Consider the following 15,622-nt stretch of genomic DNA (forward strand, 5'->3'; position numbering starts at 1 on the left):
ATTCGCTTTCCGCTTGCCACCCCGGTCTCCCGCGGCGACTCCGGAACTGTACGGGGACCGACCCGCCCCATGCAAATCGCCCCCGCCCGGACTCCCGGGCAGGGGCGATTCGTTGTTCGAGCACCGTCAGCGGTGGCTCATCTCCTCGGCGAGGGCCGCCGCGAAGGCGTCGACGTCGGCCTCCGTGTTGTCGAAGGAACACATCCAGCGGACCTCACCGGTGTGCTCGTTCCAGAAGTAGAAGCGGTAACGCTTCTGGAGCCGCTCACTCACGTCGCGCGGGAGGATCGCGAACACCACGTTCGCCTGGACCGGGCGGACGATCTCGACGCCGTCGACCTTCCGGACCGCCGCCTCCAGGCGCTTGGCCATGGCGTTGGCCTGGCCGGCGTTGCGCAGGTAGAGGTCACCGGAGAGCAGGGCCTCGAACTGGGCCGAGACGAAGCGCATCTTCGAGGCCAGCTGCATGGAGGTCTTGCGCAGGTACTTGATGTTGCGCACCCGTTCCGGGTTGAGCACCACCACGACCTCGCCGAGCAGCAGGCCGTTCTTCGTCCCGCCGAAGGACAGCACGTCGACCCCCACGTCCGTGGTGAGGGCGCGCAGCGGCTTGTCGAGCGAGGCGGCCGCGTTGGCCAGCCGGGAGCCGTCCATGTGGACGAGCATGCCCAGCTGGTGGGCGTGCTCGGTGATCGCGCGGATCTCCTCGACGGTGTAGACGGTGCCGAGCTCGGTGCTCTGGGTGATGGACACCACGAGCGGCTGCGCGCGGTGCTCGTCGCCGTAGCCCCAGGCCTGCCGGTCGATGAGCTCGGGGGTGAGCTTGCCGTCCGGGGTGGGGACGGTGTGCAGCTTGATGCCGCCCATCTTCTCCGGGGCGCCGCCCTCGTCCACGTTGATGTGGGCGGTCTCGGCGCAGACCACGGCGCCCCAGCGCGGGAGCAGCGCCTGGAGGGCGACCACGTTGGCGCCGGTGCCGTTGAAGACCGGGTAGGCCTCCGCCTTCTCGCCGAAGTGGCGGCGGAAGACCTCCTGGAGGTTGACCGTGTAGTCGTCCTCGCCGTAGGCGACCTGGTGGCCGTCGTTGGCGAGGACGATCGCGGCGAGGACCTCCGGGTGCACGCCGGCGTAGTTGTCGCTGGCGAAGCCGCGGACGGCGGGGTCGTGCCGCCGTACCGCGTCCGTACGGGTGAGGTCGGTCATCGGGCTGTCAGCCACAGGTGCTGTCCGTTCAGTTCTGCTGCGGGGCGGTCCCAGAGGCCCGCCAGGTGTTCGGCGAGGTCGGCGGTGTCGGTGAAGCCGGCGAACTTCGCCTCCGGCTTCTCGGCCCGCATCTCGGGACTGACCAGCGCCTTGATGACCAGGATCGCAGCCGCGGCGGTGGGCTCGCCGTCCGGGGAGGTGGTCTCCTTCTTGAAGGAGTCGGCCATGGCGAGGGTCCACGCCTCGGTGGCGGCCTTGGCCGCCGCGTAGGCGGCGCCGCCGGCGGTGGGCTTGTGCGCGGCCGCGGCGGAGATCATCGCGTAGCGCCCGGCGGGGCTGCGGACCAGCGCGGGCTGGAAGGCCAGCGAGGTGTGCTGGAGGGTGCGCACGACGGTGTCGTGCAGGAAGTCCCAGTCGTCCAGGCGGGAGTCGAAGAAGGTCTTGCTGCCGCGCCAGCCGCCCACCAGGTGGAACAGGCCGTCGACGTGGCCGTGCTCGGACTCCAGGTGGTCGGCCCAGTCGTGGACCTCCTGCGGGTCGAGCAGGTCGATGACCTGGCCGCTGACCTTGGCTCCGCGGACCGCCACCCGGGTGGCGTCCAGGGCCGACTCCAGGCGGTGGGCGTCGATGTCGGCGCCGATCACGGTGGCGCCGTCGGCGGTGAGGCGGCGCAGCACCGCGCGGCCGGCCGGGCCGCTGGCTCCGGCGACGGCGATGACCTTGCCGGCCAGCGGGGCGTTGGTGGAGGTGGTCACGCGGCGACTCCCTGGATACCGGCGCCGGTGATGCCGGCGGTGGCGGCGATGACGCCGCGGAGCTTCTTGGACAGGGCCTCGTAGAACATGCTCAGCGGGAACTCGTCCGGGAGCACGGCGTCGCACAGGGCCTTGTTGAGGGCCTTGCCGTCGATGAGGTCGAGCGGCAGGGCCTCGGGGCCCTTCGCCCAGGTGGAGGCCGGGTGCGGGGTGAGGTAGCGGGAGACCAGCTGGTAGGCGGCGATCCAGTGGGCCGGCTTGGGCCGGTCGATGCCGTCGCGGTACAGGGTCTCGATCTCGCCGCAGAGCGCGTTGGTGACCTGCTGGGCGCGGTCCCAGTCGATGCTCAGGCGGTTGTCGCGCCAGCGCAGCGCGTCGTGCTTGTGCAGGTAGGCGAAGAGCAGCTGGCCGCCGAGGCCGTCGTAGTTGCGCACGCGGTCGCCGCTGACCGGGAAGCGGAACAGGCGGTCGAAGAGGATCGCGTACTGGACGTCGCGGGCGTGCGGGTTGCCCTCGCCCTCCAGCTTCACCGCCTCCTTGAAGGTGGTGAGGTCGCAGCGGAGCTCCTCCAGGCCGTACATCCAGAACGGGCTGCGCTGCTTGATCATGAAGGGGTCGAACGGCAGGTCGCCGTGGCTGTGGGTGCGGTCGTGGACCAGGTCCCACAGGACGAAGGTCTCCTGCGCGCGCTGCTGGTCCTGCAGCAGGCCCTCGGCGTCGGCCGGGATCTCCAGGCCGAGCTGCTGGACGGCGCTGGTGGTGACGGCGCGGAAACGGGCCGCCTCGCGGTCGCAGAAGATGCCGCCCCAGGTGAACCGCTCCGGCGCCTTGCGCACGGCGACGGTCTCGGGGAAGAGGACGGCGGAGTTGGTGTCGTAGCCGGCGGTGAAGTCCGTGAAGGTGATCGGCACGAACATCGGGTTGTCGAAGCGGGTGCGCTCCAGCTCGGCCAGCCAGTCGGGCCACACGACGCGCAGCAGGACGGCTTCCAGGTTGTGGTCCGGGTTGCCGTTCTGGGTGTACATCGGGAAGACGACCAGATGCTCCAGGCCGTCCTCGCGCTGGTCGGCGGGCTGGAAGGCGAGCAGCGAGTCGAGGAAGTCGGGCTCGCGGTAGCCGGTGTCGGCCCACTTCGCGAGGTCGGCGTCGACGGCGGCCAGGTAGGCGGCGTCGTGCGGGAAGTTCGGGGCGAGTTCCTCGATGGCGCTGCGGACGGTGGCGACCAGCGGGTCGACGGTGTGCCGCTGGACGGCGGCCAGGTCGATCGAGCCGTCCTTGGACTGCAGCGGGCGCAGTGTCTCGACGGCCTCCTTCAGGCGCAGCCAGGCCGGGTGGCCGGCGAGGGTCGAGACCGGGGCGACGGCCGCCGCAGCGAGCCTTGGCGAAAGATTCTGCATCGTGGACTCACTTCGACAGGAGTTATTTCAACGAGGACACCATAAGTACGAAAGGTTCTCCCGTTCAAGGGGGCCCGGACAGGCAAAGCTGCGGCGCACTGCCGCTCCGGCCCGAAAACCTTCGCCGACAGGCCGGTTGTCCGGCATGTGGACAGTGATCTGGATGTTCTGGACAGATGCGCCGCTCTGATGCGAACCTCCCCGCATGTTCCCGGCGGTGATCACGGTGGCCGTACGCCACAACAGCCCGGTCCGGGTGCCCTCGCATCGGCACGTCGGCTGTCGCTGTCGCGCGCGCGGACTCTGCTGCCGCTGCTGTCGCTGCCGCCGCTGTTGTTGATCCGGCCGACGCCCCCAGCCGGACGGCGCCGCGGACGTGGACCCGTACGCCGACCATGCCGTGTGTGTTCCGGCGCCGCCACCGGGGGAAGTGATCCGCCGGGCCCCGGCCGACCAGGCCGCCCCGTCGCGCTGCTCGTGCCGCCCGCAGCTCCCGTCCCGCTCTCCTTGCCCGGTCCTTCCTTCCTCATGGAGCCCCGCATGACCCTCCGCAAGCCGTCCGTCGCACTGCCCCTCGTCGCTCTGGTCGCCGCCGCCGCACTGAGCGCGTGCGCCCCGCAGGACTCCACGTCCGACGCCGCCTCCGGCGCCTCGGGTGCGGCCGGCACGGCGGCGGGCTGCGCGCCGGGCGCGCTGGGTACCCGTACGGCCGGGACGCTGACCGTCGGCACCGACAAGCCCGCGTACGACCCGTGGTTCTCCGAGGACAAGCCGGAGAACGGCAAGGGCTTCGAGTCCGCCGTGGCCTACGCGGTGGCGGAGAAGCTGGGCTACCCCAAGGACAAGGTCAGTTGGGTGGTCGCGCCGTTCGGCAAGGCGACCGCGCCGGGCGCCAAGGACTTCGACTTCGACATCAACCAGGTGTCGATCAGCGACGAGCGCAAGCAGGCGGTGGACTTCTCCTCCGGCTACTACGACGTGCGCCAGGCCGTCATCGCGCTGAAGAACTCCAAGGCGGCGGGCGCCAGGACCATCGCCGACCTCAAGGGCGCCAAGCTCGGCGCTCAGGTCGGCACCACCAGCCTGGACACCATCACCAACACCATCAAGCCGAGCAGCCAGCCGGCCGTCTTCGACTCCAACGACTTGGCCAAGGCCGCGCTGAAGAACGGCCAGGTCGAGGCCCTGGTGGTGGACCTGCCGACCGCCTTCTACATCACCGGCGCCGAGGTGCCCGAGGCCCAGGTGGTCGGCCAGTTCGAGTCGGCCTCGCAGGGCGAGCAGTTCGGCCTGGTGCTGGACAAGGGCTCCAAGCTGACCGGCTGCGTGTCGCAGGCGGTGGACGCGCTGCGTGCGGACGGCACGCTGGCGAAGCTGGAGAAGCAGTGGCTCTCCGACGCAGTCTCGGCACCGGTGCTGAAGTGAGCGCTGACATGAGCCCCGGACTGAGCGGGGACTTGGGCGGGGACTTGGGCGAGGGCGTGGGCGGGGGCGTGGGCGCGGAGGTCGCGCACGGTGCGAAGGGCCGGCCCCTGGACGACGGCTACCGCCCGTCCGAGCGGCGGCTGGCCCACGAGGCGTACCGGCGCGCCCGGGCCCGACGGTCGGCGCTGATCGCCGCCGCCTCCACCCTGGCGACGGCCGTCGCGCTCTACCTGCTGATCGTCAACTCCCCCGGCTGGGAGGTGACTCGGCGGACCTTCTTCAACCTCGACTATGCCCGCCGGGCGTTTCCCGAGGTGCTGAAGGGGCTTCGGCTCAACCTGGAGCTGATGCTCGGCTGCGGGGTCCTGATCCTGGTGTTCGGTCTGCTGCTGGCGGTACTGCGGACGCTGCGCGGACCGGTGTTCCTGCCGGTACGGCTGCTCGCCACCGCCTACGTGGACTTCTTCCTCGGGCTGCCGATGATCATCTGCCTGTTGGTGATGATCACCGGGGTGCCGGCGCTGCGGCTGACCGGGGTGACCACCGATCCGCTGCTGCTGGGCGGGGTGGCGCTGGTGCTGACGTATTCGGCGTACGTGTCGGAGGTGTTCCGCTCCGGCATCGAGTCGGTGCACCCGAGCCAGCGGGCCGCGGCGCGCTCGCTGGGGCTGACCAACGCGCAGGCGATGCGGTACGTGGTGCTGCCGCAGGCCGTCCGGCGGGTGGTGCCGCCGCTGCTGAACAACCTGGTGAGCCTGCAGAAGGACACCGGGCTGGTCTCGATCGGCGGCGCGATCGACGCGGTGTACGCGGCGAAGATCATCGCGGCCCGGTCGTTCAACTTCACCCCGTACCTGCTGGCGGGGCTGGTGTTCATCGTGCTGACCATTCCGCTGACCCGGTTCGCCGACTGGCTGACCGCCCGGATGAACCGTCGGCAGTTCCAGGGAGGTGCGGTATGACCACGGCCGGAGGCCCCGGGACCGAAGTGCTCCGGCTGGAGTCGGTGCGCAAGACCTTCGGCGGGCAGGTGGTGTTGCGCGACGTGGACCTCGCCGTGCCCGAGCACTCGGTGACGGCGCTGATCGGGGCGTCCGGCTCCGGGAAGTCCACGCTGATGCGGTGCGTCAACCTGCTGGAGAGCCTGGACGACGGCGCGATCTTCCTGGACGGCGAGGAGATCACCGATCCGCGTGCGGACGAGGACGCCGTGCGGCGCCGGATCGGGGTGGTATTCCAGTCGTACAACCTGTTCCCGCACATGACGGTGCTGGAGAACATCACGCTCGCGCCGCGCCGGGTGCACGGGGTCGCGCGGGCCGAGGCCGAGGCTCGGGCGCTGGAACTGCTCGACCGGCTCGGGCTGGCGGCCAAGGCGAAGGAGTACCCGGACCGGCTCTCCGGCGGGCAGCAGCAGCGCGTCGCCATCGTGCGGGCGCTGGCCACCGGCCCCCGGCTGCTGCTCCTGGACGAGATCACCGCGGCGCTCGACCCGGTGCTGGTCGGGGAGGTGCTCTCGGTGGTGCGCGACCTCAAGGAGCAGGGGATGACGATGGTCATCTCCACCCACGAGATGGGCTTCGCGCGCGAGGTCGCCGACCAGGTCTGCTTCCTGGACGGCGGGGTGGTGCTCGAACAGGGGCCGCCGGAGCAGGTGTTCGGGGATCCGCGGGAGGAGCGGACCCGGCGGTTCCTCAGCCGGGTGGTCGCCTCGGGGCGGCTCCAGGGCTGAGGCCGGCGGCGGGACCGGGTGTGCGGAGGACCGGGTGTGCGGCGGGCCGGGTATGGGACGGACCACGTGTACGGCCGACCGGTGTGCGGCCGCGGCTCTCACCACAGCGGCCACCACCGTGCGCCCCCGTACGCGCCTGGCCGCGCCCGGTGCGGAGCGGTGATCGTGGACCGGACGACCGTCGCCGCGCGCGGGGTCGGCGAACAGATGACAGCTGACAGATGACGGATCACAGATAACAGCCGACAGATTTCATCATCTGTTCGCTGAACACTGTTCGCTGTTCGCTGTTCGTCGTTCGCCGCCTCCCGTCGCCCACCGCCCCGGGAGGCCACCGTTGCACGGACCCGCCCTGGTCAACTGGCTCCTCGCCCTCCTCACCGCCGCCGCCGGCGCCACCTGCCTGGCCCGGCTGCGGCGCTCCGCCTGCGCCCCCGGCGGCGCGCACCGGCCGCTCGCCCGGGAGTCCGACGCCGCCGAGGCCCTGATGGGCCTCGGCATGGCCGCGATGGCCGTCACCGGCGCGACCGTCCCGCCCACCGTGTGGGCCGCCCTCTTCGGCCTCCCCGCCGTCGCCTTCCTGCTCGCCGCCGCACACGCCCCCGCCGGCCGGGCCCACCGGCTGCACCACGCGGTCGGCGCGCTCGCCATGACGTACATGGCCCTCGCCATGGCCGCAGCCTCCGGCCACCAGCACCACCACACCGCCGCCCAGGGCCTGCCACTGCTGACCGGAGCCCTCCTCCTCTACTTCGGCGGGTACACCCTCTGGGCCGGCAGCCGCCTGCTGCGCACCCCCGCCGGCACCCTCGCCATCGGCACCACAGGGCTGCCGCACGCCTGCCGGCTCACCATGGGCATCGGCATGTTCGCCATGCTCCTGACCATGTGAGGCCGCCACGCACGCGCCAAGGCCGCGGTGTGCGCGTGGCGTTGGTCACTGGCCGGCCGAAAGCCGTTCCACCGGGCTTCGCCAGCACATAGGTTGGCGGGGAGCGCGCTGTCGCGTTCCGTGCGTACTCGGGGAGCCCATGCGATGCCTGCCCTGATCGGCCTGCTGCTGCTCGGACTGCTGCTCTCGACCCTCGCGCCCCGGCTGCTGGCCCGGGCCTGCTGGGTGGAGCGCGAACCGGTGCTGGCGCTGCTGGTGTGGCAGTGCCTCGTGGTGGCGGTGCTGCTGTGCTGCACGCTGGGGCTGGTGCTGGCCGCCTCCGCCGCGATGCCGGAGCTGCGCGCTCTGGTGTTCGCCGGTGCGCCGCACGGGGTGGAGGCCGCGTACGGGCTGCAGGAAGCCGAGGGCTGGGGGCGGCTGTGCGCCGCGGTGCTGGCGGCGGGCGGGGTGCAGACGGTCCTGGCGCTCACCCGCGAGGTCCGGACGGCCAAGGCGCTGCGCGACCGTCGCCATGCCCAACTGGCGGATCGGGCGCCGGAGTTGCCGGAGTCGATCGAAGCCGCCCGGAGTCGCCGGGAGCGGCTGGTGGTGCTGGAGAACGTGCGCCCCGAGGCATGGTCGCTGCCCGGTCCGGACTCCCGCCTGGTGGTCACCACCGGCGCTCTCCAGCAGCTGACCGACCGGGAGTTGGCGGCCGTGCTGAGCCATGAGCGCGGCCACGTCCGGGCCCGGCACCACTGGCTGCAGCAGTTCGCCCAGGCGCTCGCCTCGGGCTTCCCCGGCGTCGGGGTGTTCGCCGCCTTCCGGGACCAGGTGGCCGAACTGGTCGAGCTGGCGGCCGACGACCGGGCCGCGCGCCGGCACGGCCGGCACACCACCGCCCTCGCCCTGGCCGAACTCAACCTGGACCGCGGGGTGTTCGGCTCCTGCCCGCCCGGCCTGGCACAGTCCCCGAAGCGGGTGGACCGGCTGCTCGCAGGCCGCCCCAGGCTCTCCGTCCCGCACCGACTGCACCTGACCGTCGCGGCGCTCGCCGCACCCGCCGCGGCCGTCCTGCTGGCGTTCGCCCCGGGTCTGCACTCGCTCCTCTGACCGTCACCGGCGGCGAGTTGACGTCACGTCAACTCGCGGGGTCGTCCACACAGAGCGGGCCGAGCGGACTGCCGAGGGTCAGATCCAGCACCTCGCGGTGGAGCGGCCGAGCCTGCTCGTAGCGGTCCCGGCCGGCATCGGTGAGGGTGAGCACGATGCCCCGCCGGTCGCTCTCGCACATCGCCCGGGTGACCAGTCCGGCCTTCTCCAGGCGGGCGATCAGCCGGGAGAGCGCGCTCTGGCTCAGGTGGACGGTGGGAGCCAGCTCGGTCACCCGCAGCGCGTGCCCACCGCCCGCGTCGCAGCCCTCGACGAGGCGTTCCAGCACTTCGAATTCACTCATGCCCAGCCCGAACCGGTCGCCCAGCTCGCGGTCGAGCATGCAGGCGGCCGCAGCGTGCCGGGCCAGCAGGTCGCGCCACTGCGCGACGAGACCGGCCTCCGCCGAGGAGTCGAGTTCAGCCACACCGCCACCCTAGCATGTGCGCCGTAAATTATTGCGTTCACATCTAATTCATTTGCATTGAATGCACACGCATGTACTGTCCTCCCATGACCACCGCGACCGTCACGCCACCCGACGCTCCGTCAACCAGCGGGCTGCACTGGACACCCCGCCTCTGGGGCACGCTGATCGTGCTCTGCGCCGCCATGTTCCTGGACGCCCTGGACGTCTCCATGGTCGGCGTCGCCCTTCCGTCCATCGGCTCCGAGCTGCACCTGTCCACCTCCGCCCTGCAGTGGGTGGTCTCCGGCTACGTGCTCGGCTACGGCGGCCTGCTGCTGCTCGGCGGCCGCGCCGCCGACCTGCTCGGCCGCCGCCGGGTCTTCCTGGTCGCCCTGGGCGCCTTCGCCGCCGCCTCGCTGGTCGGCGGCCTCGTCGACGACGGCGGACTGCTGATCGCGGCCCGCTTCCTCAAGGGCGTCAGCGCCGCCTTCACCGCCCCCGCGGGCCTGTCGATCATCACCACCACCTTCGCCGAGGGCCCGGCCCGCAACCGCGCACTGTCGATCTACACCACCTGCGGCGCCAGCGGCTTCTCGCTCGGCCTGGTGCTGAGCGGCCTGCTCACCTCGGTCGGCTGGCGCTGGACCTTCCTGATGCCCGTCCCGGTCGCGTTGCTCGCCCTGGTCTTCGCCGTCCGGCTGCTCCCCCGCCCGGTCGAGGAGCCCGCCAAGGGCGGGTACGACGTGCTGGGCGCCATCACCGGCACCGCGACCGTCCTGCTGCTGGTCTTCACCGTCACCGAGGCACAGAGCGCCGGCTGGCTGAGCCTGCGCACGCTCGGCTCCCTGGTCGTGGTCGCCGCGCTGGCCGCCGCCTTTCTGCTGGTCGAGAGCCGCACCGCCCACCCGCTGGTCCGGCTCGGCATCTTCCGCAACGGTTCGGTCGCCCGGGCCAACGTGGTCGCCTTCGCGATGACCGGTGCGTACGGCGGCTTCCAGTTCGTGGTCACGCTCTACCTCCAGCACCTGCTCGGCTGGTCGGCCCTGCAGATGGCCCTCGGGCTGCTGCCGGCCGGTGCGTTCATCGCGCTCTCGGCGCCGTTCATGGGCCCGATCGTGGACCGCTTCGGCACCGGTCGGCTGCTGCCGCTCGGCCTGCTGGCCCTGGTCGGCGCCTTCGCGCTCTTCCTGCGGCTGGACGAGCACAGCTCCTACCCGGCCCTGGTGCTGCCCTCGATGCTGCTGCTCGGCGTGGGCTTCGCGCTCGCCTTCCCCTCGGTGAACATCGCCGCCACCGACGGGGTGGGCGACGAGGAGCAGGGCCTGGCCTCGGGACTGGTGAACACCGCGATCCAGGTCGGCACTGCGGTGGTGCTGGCCGGGGCGACCGCCATGATCACGGCCGGCAGCGCGGGCGGCGACAGCCCGCAGGCCCAACTCGACGGCTACCGGCCCGCGTTGGTGTTCGTGACGGTGGTCTCGCTGATCGGCCTGGCGGTCGCGGCGGCAGGCGCCCTGGTGGACCGGCGGCGGAAGGCGATCCCCGTGTCGGTGCCCGATTATGATTACCCGTCAGCCGGATCGACGTCGACCCGAAGCGGAGTCCTGACCGAGCGCTGATCCCGGGGCCCCGCCCGCGGCCGTACCCCGAGGCCGTCGGGCAATGGTGCCGGCTCCACCAAACCCCCGTGTTGGTGGAGCCGGCCGTCTTCGTACCGGCCGCCCGGGGCGGCGCCCGCCGGGGCGCGGTTCCACGGTGCGGCTGTCGGCTCCGCAAGTATATTGGCCCGGAGCCAACGAACGTTCGGAGCAGTCACGATGGCACCTCGCGGGGAATCGGTCAATGAGGAGATGCGGCAACGCTCCCGCCAACGCATCATGCGGGCCACCGTCGAACTGGTTGACCAGCGCGGTTACGCGGGCACCACACTGACCGACATCGCCGAGCGGGCCGGGCTCGCCCGCGGGCTGCTGTCGTACTACTTCGACGGCAAACGGCTGTTGATGCAGTCCGCCACGCACCGGATGATGCACCAGTGCCTGTCCCGCGCGCTGGCGGAACTGGCCCCCGGCTCCTCCCCCGAGGCCCGGCTGGCCCGCGCCATCGACGCCGTCCTCGGCCTCGCGCTGGACCACCCCCGGGTGATGCGCTCCCACCTGGCGCTGATCCTCGACCCCGACACCGGCGCCTTCGTCCAGGACCCCGAGCAGCAGCAACTCGGCGCCATCCTTCAGGGTTTGCTGCGCGACTGGGGCGCGCCGGATCCGCTCGCCGAGCACGCGGTGCTGCGCAGCGCGCTGATGGGCGGCTGCATCGGCGTCCTGTTGCCGGGGGCCGAGAGCCCGCTGGCGCCGATCCGGGCCGACCTCTTCCGCCGCTACGACCTGGCCTGGGAGCTCGGCCTCCCGCCCCAGCAGGACCCTCCGGAACGCGAAAGGCCGCCGGCCCGCGGCTGACGGCGGGTGGGCGGCCTGCCGGCAGCGACCTGGTCGGCGGCGGCTCGGTCGGCGGCGGGCCTGCTGCCGGCGGCCCCGCCGGGGAGCGGCCTCACAGGCTCCGCGCGGAAGCGGCTCAGCGCTCCTTCAGGATCGAGGCCAGCAGGTCTATGGTGCGCTCCGGCGTGAGGCTGTCCACGCACAGCCGCTCCATGACCTGGATGTAGGCGTCGACGTCGTCCCGCTTGTCCAGATAGAGCGCGCTGGTGAGTTGCTCCAGGTAGACCACGTCCGCCAGGTCCTGCTCCGGGAAGCGCAGGATCGTGAACGCCCCGGACTCGCCCGCGTGCGCACCGAACCGGAACGGCATGACCTGGATCACCACGTTGGCCTGCTCGGCGACGTCGATCAGGTACTGCACCTGACCGCGCATCACCTTCGGCCCGCCGACCGGCCGGCGCAGCGCAGCCTCGTCGATGACCGCCCACAGACGCGGGCTGGTGCCCTCGGTCAGCAGCTTCTGACGGCGCAGGCGGAGGCTGACCCGCCGCTCGATCTCCTCCTCGCTGATGACCGGCCGACTCTGGCCGAAAACCGCCCGTGCGTACTCCTCGGACTGCAGCAGCCCGGGGATGAACTGCACTTCGTAGGTGCGGATCAGCTGGGCGGCCTCCTCCAGGCCGACGTAGGTCTGGAACCAGCCCGGCAGCACGTCGTTGAAGCTGTGCCACCAACCGGACTTGTTGGCCTCGCGGACCAGGCCGAGCAGGGCCTCCCGCTCCAGGCCGTCGTCGACGCCGTACAGGCTGAGCAGGTCGGCGACGTCGCGCTCCTTGAAGCTGACGCGGCCGAGTTCCATGCGGCTGATCTTGGACTCGGAGGCCCGGATCGCGTAGCCCGCGTCCTCGCGGGTGATTCCGCGCGCCTCACGCAGGCGACGCAGCTGAGAGCCGAGGAGGATCCGGCGGACCATCGAGCCGCCGCCCGGCTGAACTGTGGTCATGCGGTCGAAACCTCCACCTAGGGCAAACAGCGCACAGTCTGCCATCAGTTGAGCGCTCACGGTGCCGATACTGACGGATGTTCCTATCAGTTCTCCACTCCGCACACCAGGATGCACGTGCATTCGGCGCTTGCATATGCCAATAGTGCGACTGCACGTGAATCGACTCTTGCATCTGCAGTGAGCGCACACCACCATGGTGCACGTGCACCTGCACATCCCTGGCAATCCCGCGGGCTCCGCGTCGACCCCACGCGCGACTCCGTGCACCGGGCCCGACGGCGTCCCCCGCGCCATCGGGCGTTCGAGTGCGCGCGCGCCTGGTCGAAGGGGCGGCCGTGCGGCCGAGCGAGTCGGAGGTGACCGGCATGACCCCGGCGGGTCCAGCCGTGTCCGCCCCCTTATGGGAGGAGCTCTTCATGAGCACCGGTACGGCTTTGGCGGTTGACCCCCATGTGGTCACCTGTACGCTCGCTCCTCGCTTCGAAGCCGTCAGAACCGCGCGCGACTTCGCCCGGACCACGCTCCGACGCTGGGGACTGACGGAGCTGTTCGACGATGTCGCGCTGGTGGCCTCGGAACTCGTGACCAACGCGCTCCGGCATGCGATCGGCGCACGGCCCGACCCGGCGGGCGGCGCCCAGGGCGAGTACGACTTTCCCACACAGCCGACCCCGGACGGGCGGCTGCCGATCCGAATAAGCCTGGTGCACCGCGCACCCCAGGTGGTCTGCGCGGTCAGCGACCCGAGCAGCATCGGCCCGGTCGCCCGGGAGGCGGACTTCGTCGCCGAATCCGGCCGCGGACTGCACCTGGTGGAGTCGTTCAGCCGCTCCTGGGGCTGGCACCCGCTGGGCAGCGGCAAGGTGGTCTGGGCGATGTTCGAGGCGGAACAGGCCTGCGGCTCCCCGCTCGACGGGCACCCGGAGGTCGGCGGGCGATCGGCGCTGGACGCGCTCGGCGGACCGTTCGACGTCGGTGGACGGCACCGGCGCTCGGCCTAGGACCCGTCGTCGCGCCGGGCGGTGGACGGCCGGTCGAAGGGCGGTGGACGGCCGGTTCGAAGGCGGTGGACGGCCGGTTCGAAGGCGGTGGACGGCCGGTTCGACGGGAATCCCGGGAGGAGCACATCCCGGGCCATTGCGCCGGCGGATCAGCACCGGACGGCGGCTCGTCATCGAATGGCGGTTCGTCAACGGACGGCGGTTCGGCACCGGACGGGAATCCGGACCGGGCGAAGGGCCGTCACAGCACAAAAGACAAAGGCCGTCGTGGTGTCGGCACCCACGACGGCCCCCCGATGGTGAAGCACGGCGGCCGGTCAGACCGCCAGGTGGTCGAACTCCCCGTCCTTGGCCCCCAGCAGCAGGGCCGCGATCTCGGCCCGGGTGTAGATGAGCGCCGGACCGTCCGGGAACCGCGAGTTGCGCATCGCCACATCGCCGCCCGGAAGGGCCGCGAACTCGACGCAGTTGCCCTGGGAGTTACTGTGCCGGCTCTTCTGCCAGACCACCCCCTGGAGATCGGCGGCGGCCATCCCGTTGTAGGTGTCGTACGAGCCGTGCGTGTCCTGCGAGTCGTGCATAGAAATCTCCCGAAGAGCTCCGGAGTTGTCGTCCAGCGCGGCGCCCCCGGCACCGCCGAACGAACGGACCGGCCCCGTACCGGCCCGGCACAACGCCTCACTTGACGCGATGATAGCCGCTGTGCACGTGCATCAGCACGGGACGTTGCAGGTGCACGAGGCTTTTCACCCGCCGCCCCGAATTCTTCACGGGCCTTCTCCCGACGGTACGTAAACGGACATACCGACTGAATCGCCGAACCTGCGATAACCGGCCGTGAGCAGCCCCCCGCTGAATGTTGATCTTCGAATGCCGGGAGTCGCACCACCGTGACCCTGCGTCAGAAATACCTCCGAGCTGTGAGACATCTCACTCGACATCGCCGCAACGCGGAGCCCCTCGGGGCGCGTCAAGGCAACGACCCCCGCTCGTACGGGGGTTGGGCGAAGAATGTCCGGATTGTAGGCAAACCACCCGGACCGGCACGGGCAACGCGCCGGGTCCGTACCGGGTCCGCGCCGCCTCCACGCGAAACCCGCACGGCAGCCGACTGCAGGCCTGACGGGCCGATGTCCTACGATCTCCGGCATGAGCACCGCAGCCATCCCGGGCGCGCCACTGCCCGTCCGCACTCCAGGCTCCCGTGCGCGGGGGCGCCACCGTCGTCCCGAGCGCCCCGAGATCCCCGCCGACGCCCCGGCCCTGGTGCTCGCCGTACCCGCGACCGCCGGGCCCGAGTCCCGCTCGGTCGTCGAGGAGCTGCTGTCGGTCGTCCGCAGCGAGCAGAACGGCATCCGGGCGACGGTCGGCTACCTCCCCGGCGGCACCGCCGAGGGCGAGCGCGGCGACGACCGCACCGTCGCCGAACTCCTGGCGACGGCCGCCGAGGCCGGGCTGCCGATGCCCGTCCTGGTGCCGCTGGTACCCGGTCCGCACGGCTTCCTGCCCGAACTCCACGCACTCGCCGCCGAATACGGCGCGCAGGTCACCGACGCGCTGGGCCCGCACCCGCTGCTCGCCGAGGCCGTCCACGTGCGGCTCTCCGAGGCCGGGCTGGCCCGCGCCGACCGGGCCCGGCTGTTCGCCATCGCGACCGCCGCGGACGGCGTGGTCCTGACCACCGCCGGCGGCGAGGACGCCGCCGCCGCGGCCGGCATCACCGGCGTGCTGCTGGCGGCCCGGCTGGCCGTCCCGGTCGTGGCCGCGGCCCTCGACGTGCCCGGCTCGGTGGCCGCGGCCGTCGACCACCTCAAGGAGACCGGCTCGCAGCGCCCCGCGCTGGCCCCCCTGGTGATCGGACCGGAGGCCGACTCCGAGCTGCTCGCCACGGCCGCCGAGGAGACCGGCTGCCCGTCGGCCGCGCCGCTGGGCGCGTACCCGGCCGTCGGCCAGCTGATCGCCTCCACCTACCTGGCCGCGCTGCCCGTGCCGTCCGCGGAGGAGCTCGCGCGGGCCGAGGCTGAGGCCGCGGCCGCCGCCGAGGCCGAGGGCACCGTGGAGGGCGCTCGCGGCGCCCACGCGGCCGGCCGGGAGTCGTTCGAGCGGTAATGGACACCGCGCGCCCGCCGGTGCGCACGAAGGGCCTGGAGCGGCTTCCGTTCCGGGCCCTTCGCTTTGCTCCCCTTGTTCCGTACGGGAGTTAAGAAGGCAATAAAGAGGAATGTCCGATCTGGTG

General features: G+C 71.7%; 15 protein-coding genes. 9 read left to right on the forward strand and 6 right to left on the reverse strand.

The annotated features are described in order from the left end of the window. Positions 1 to 126 precede the first annotated feature (126 nt). Genes CRP52_RS04330 through CRP52_RS04340 form a run of 3 tightly spaced genes read right to left on the reverse strand, consistent with a single transcriptional unit; the run spans position 127 to position 3,355 of the window. Positions 127 to 1,203: a threonine aldolase family protein gene (locus CRP52_RS04330; protein WP_097235165.1), complete on the reverse strand. Its 1,077-nt coding sequence runs from the start codon at positions 1,201 to 1,203 to the stop codon at positions 127 to 129. Then, complete coding sequence (locus CRP52_RS04335; protein ID WP_097235166.1) at positions 1,200 to 1,958, reverse strand: SDR family NAD(P)-dependent oxidoreductase; 759 nt, start codon at positions 1,956 to 1,958, stop codon at positions 1,200 to 1,202. The genes CRP52_RS04330 and CRP52_RS04335 overlap by 4 nt, the downstream gene beginning before the upstream one ends. Then, on the reverse strand, positions 1,955 to 3,355 hold the full coding sequence (locus CRP52_RS04340) for a DUF6421 family protein (RefSeq protein WP_097235167.1): 1,401 nt from the start codon (positions 3,353 to 3,355) through the stop codon (positions 1,955 to 1,957). The genes CRP52_RS04335 and CRP52_RS04340 overlap by 4 nt, the downstream gene beginning before the upstream one ends. Positions 3,356 to 3,883: 528 nt before the next feature. Between CRP52_RS04340 and CRP52_RS04345 the strand changes: the two genes are divergently transcribed. The 5 genes from CRP52_RS04345 to CRP52_RS04365 all read left to right on the forward strand — a co-directional run bounded on the left by CRP52_RS04345 (position 3,884) and on the right by CRP52_RS04365 (position 8,496). Beyond that, positions 3,884 to 4,780, forward strand: coding sequence for an ABC transporter substrate-binding protein (locus CRP52_RS04345; RefSeq protein WP_097235168.1), 897 nt, complete (start codon positions 3,884 to 3,886; stop codon positions 4,778 to 4,780). A gap of 8 nt (positions 4,781 to 4,788) precedes the next feature. Then, on the forward strand, positions 4,789 to 5,742 hold the full coding sequence (locus CRP52_RS04350) for an amino acid ABC transporter permease (protein WP_097235169.1): 954 nt from the start codon (positions 4,789 to 4,791) through the stop codon (positions 5,740 to 5,742). Continuing rightward, entirely contained in the window at positions 5,739 to 6,512 is a 774-nt protein-coding gene (locus tag CRP52_RS04355; protein ID WP_097235170.1) for an amino acid ABC transporter ATP-binding protein, read from the forward strand. Before CRP52_RS04350 ends, CRP52_RS04355 begins: the two co-directional genes overlap by 4 nt. Before the next feature lie 337 nt (positions 6,513 to 6,849). Next, positions 6,850 to 7,404 (forward strand): DUF5134 domain-containing protein, encoded by a 555-nt coding sequence (locus tag CRP52_RS04360; protein WP_097235171.1) that lies wholly within the window; start codon positions 6,850 to 6,852, stop codon positions 7,402 to 7,404. A gap of 144 nt (positions 7,405 to 7,548) precedes the next feature. Further along, positions 7,549 to 8,496 (forward strand): M56 family metallopeptidase, encoded by a 948-nt coding sequence (locus tag CRP52_RS04365; RefSeq protein WP_097235172.1) that lies wholly within the window; start codon positions 7,549 to 7,551, stop codon positions 8,494 to 8,496. A 28-nt stretch (positions 8,497 to 8,524) separates the two neighbouring features. On the opposite strand, the gene CRP52_RS04370 is transcribed toward CRP52_RS04365, so the two are convergent. Next, complete coding sequence (locus CRP52_RS04370) at positions 8,525 to 8,962, reverse strand: MarR family winged helix-turn-helix transcriptional regulator (RefSeq protein ID WP_257032276.1); 438 nt, start codon at positions 8,960 to 8,962, stop codon at positions 8,525 to 8,527. Between the two features lie 86 nt (positions 8,963 to 9,048). On the opposite strand from CRP52_RS04370, the gene CRP52_RS04375 reads away from it, so the two are divergent. Then, a complete protein-coding gene (locus CRP52_RS04375) occupies positions 9,049 to 10,563 on the forward strand; it encodes an MFS transporter (RefSeq protein WP_097235173.1) in 1,515 nt (504 codons plus the stop codon). A gap of 231 nt (positions 10,564 to 10,794) precedes the next feature. Further along, complete coding sequence (locus CRP52_RS04380) at positions 10,795 to 11,400, forward strand: TetR/AcrR family transcriptional regulator (protein ID WP_257032277.1); 606 nt, start codon at positions 10,795 to 10,797, stop codon at positions 11,398 to 11,400. A gap of 115 nt (positions 11,401 to 11,515) precedes the next feature. Here the strand turns inward: CRP52_RS04380 and CRP52_RS04385 are convergent, their stop codons facing one another. After that, positions 11,516 to 12,382 (reverse strand): helix-turn-helix domain-containing protein, encoded by an 867-nt coding sequence (locus tag CRP52_RS04385; RefSeq protein WP_097235175.1) that lies wholly within the window; start codon positions 12,380 to 12,382, stop codon positions 11,516 to 11,518. 419 nt (positions 12,383 to 12,801) lie between these two features. Here CRP52_RS04385 and CRP52_RS04390 point away from each other — a divergent pair, with 419 nt between their 5' ends. Beyond that, complete coding sequence (locus tag CRP52_RS04390; RefSeq protein ID WP_257032278.1) at positions 12,802 to 13,386, forward strand: ATP-binding protein; 585 nt, start codon at positions 12,802 to 12,804, stop codon at positions 13,384 to 13,386. Positions 13,387 to 13,703: 317 nt separating this feature from the next. Here the strand turns inward: CRP52_RS04390 and CRP52_RS04395 are convergent, their stop codons facing one another. Further along, positions 13,704 to 13,967, reverse strand: a complete 264-nt coding sequence (locus CRP52_RS04395) for a DUF397 domain-containing protein (protein WP_097235176.1) — start codon at positions 13,965 to 13,967, stop codon at positions 13,704 to 13,706. Positions 13,968 to 14,535: 568 nt separating this feature from the next. Here CRP52_RS04395 and CRP52_RS04400 point away from each other — a divergent pair. Then, the gene (locus CRP52_RS04400) at positions 14,536 to 15,495 is read left to right on the forward strand and encodes a hypothetical protein (protein ID WP_257032279.1); all 960 of its coding nucleotides are present in this window, start codon (positions 14,536 to 14,538) and stop codon (positions 15,493 to 15,495) included. Positions 15,496 to 15,622 lie beyond the last annotated feature (127 nt).

Origin of the sequence: Streptomyces sp. 1331.2, assembly GCF_900199205.1 — a bacterium.
Taxonomy (GTDB): domain Bacteria; phylum Actinomycetota; class Actinomycetes; order Streptomycetales; family Streptomycetaceae; genus Kitasatospora.

What these genes read in the sequence shown, in the direction of transcription:
- CRP52_RS04330 (WP_097235165.1), bottom strand. Translation starts at nt 1,203, where the DNA reads ATGACCGACCTCACCCGTACGGACGCGGTACGGCGGCACGACCCCGCC.
- CRP52_RS04340 (WP_097235167.1), bottom strand. Translation starts at nt 3,355, where the DNA reads ATGCAGAATCTTTCGCCAAGGCTCGCTGCGGCGGCCGTCGCCCCGGTC.
- CRP52_RS04345 (WP_097235168.1), top strand. Translation starts at nt 3,884, where the DNA reads ATGGAGCCCCGCATGACCCTCCGCAAGCCGTCCGTCGCACTGCCCCTC.
- CRP52_RS04350 (WP_097235169.1), top strand. Translation starts at nt 4,789, where the DNA reads ATGAGCCCCGGACTGAGCGGGGACTTGGGCGGGGACTTGGGCGAGGGC.
- CRP52_RS04355 (WP_097235170.1), top strand. Translation starts at nt 5,739, where the DNA reads ATGACCACGGCCGGAGGCCCCGGGACCGAAGTGCTCCGGCTGGAGTCG.
- CRP52_RS04365 (WP_097235172.1), top strand. Translation starts at nt 7,549, where the DNA reads ATGCCTGCCCTGATCGGCCTGCTGCTGCTCGGACTGCTGCTCTCGACC.
- CRP52_RS04375 (WP_097235173.1), top strand. Translation starts at nt 9,049, where the DNA reads ATGACCACCGCGACCGTCACGCCACCCGACGCTCCGTCAACCAGCGGG.
- CRP52_RS04380 (WP_257032277.1), top strand. Translation starts at nt 10,795, where the DNA reads ATGCGGCAACGCTCCCGCCAACGCATCATGCGGGCCACCGTCGAACTG.
- CRP52_RS04385 (WP_097235175.1), bottom strand. Translation starts at nt 12,382, where the DNA reads ATGACCACAGTTCAGCCGGGCGGCGGCTCGATGGTCCGCCGGATCCTC.
- CRP52_RS04390 (WP_257032278.1), top strand. Translation starts at nt 12,802, where the DNA reads ATGAGCACCGGTACGGCTTTGGCGGTTGACCCCCATGTGGTCACCTGT.
- CRP52_RS04395 (WP_097235176.1), bottom strand. Translation starts at nt 13,967, where the DNA reads ATGCACGACTCGCAGGACACGCACGGCTCGTACGACACCTACAACGGG.
- CRP52_RS04400 (WP_257032279.1), top strand. Translation starts at nt 14,536, where the DNA reads ATGAGCACCGCAGCCATCCCGGGCGCGCCACTGCCCGTCCGCACTCCA.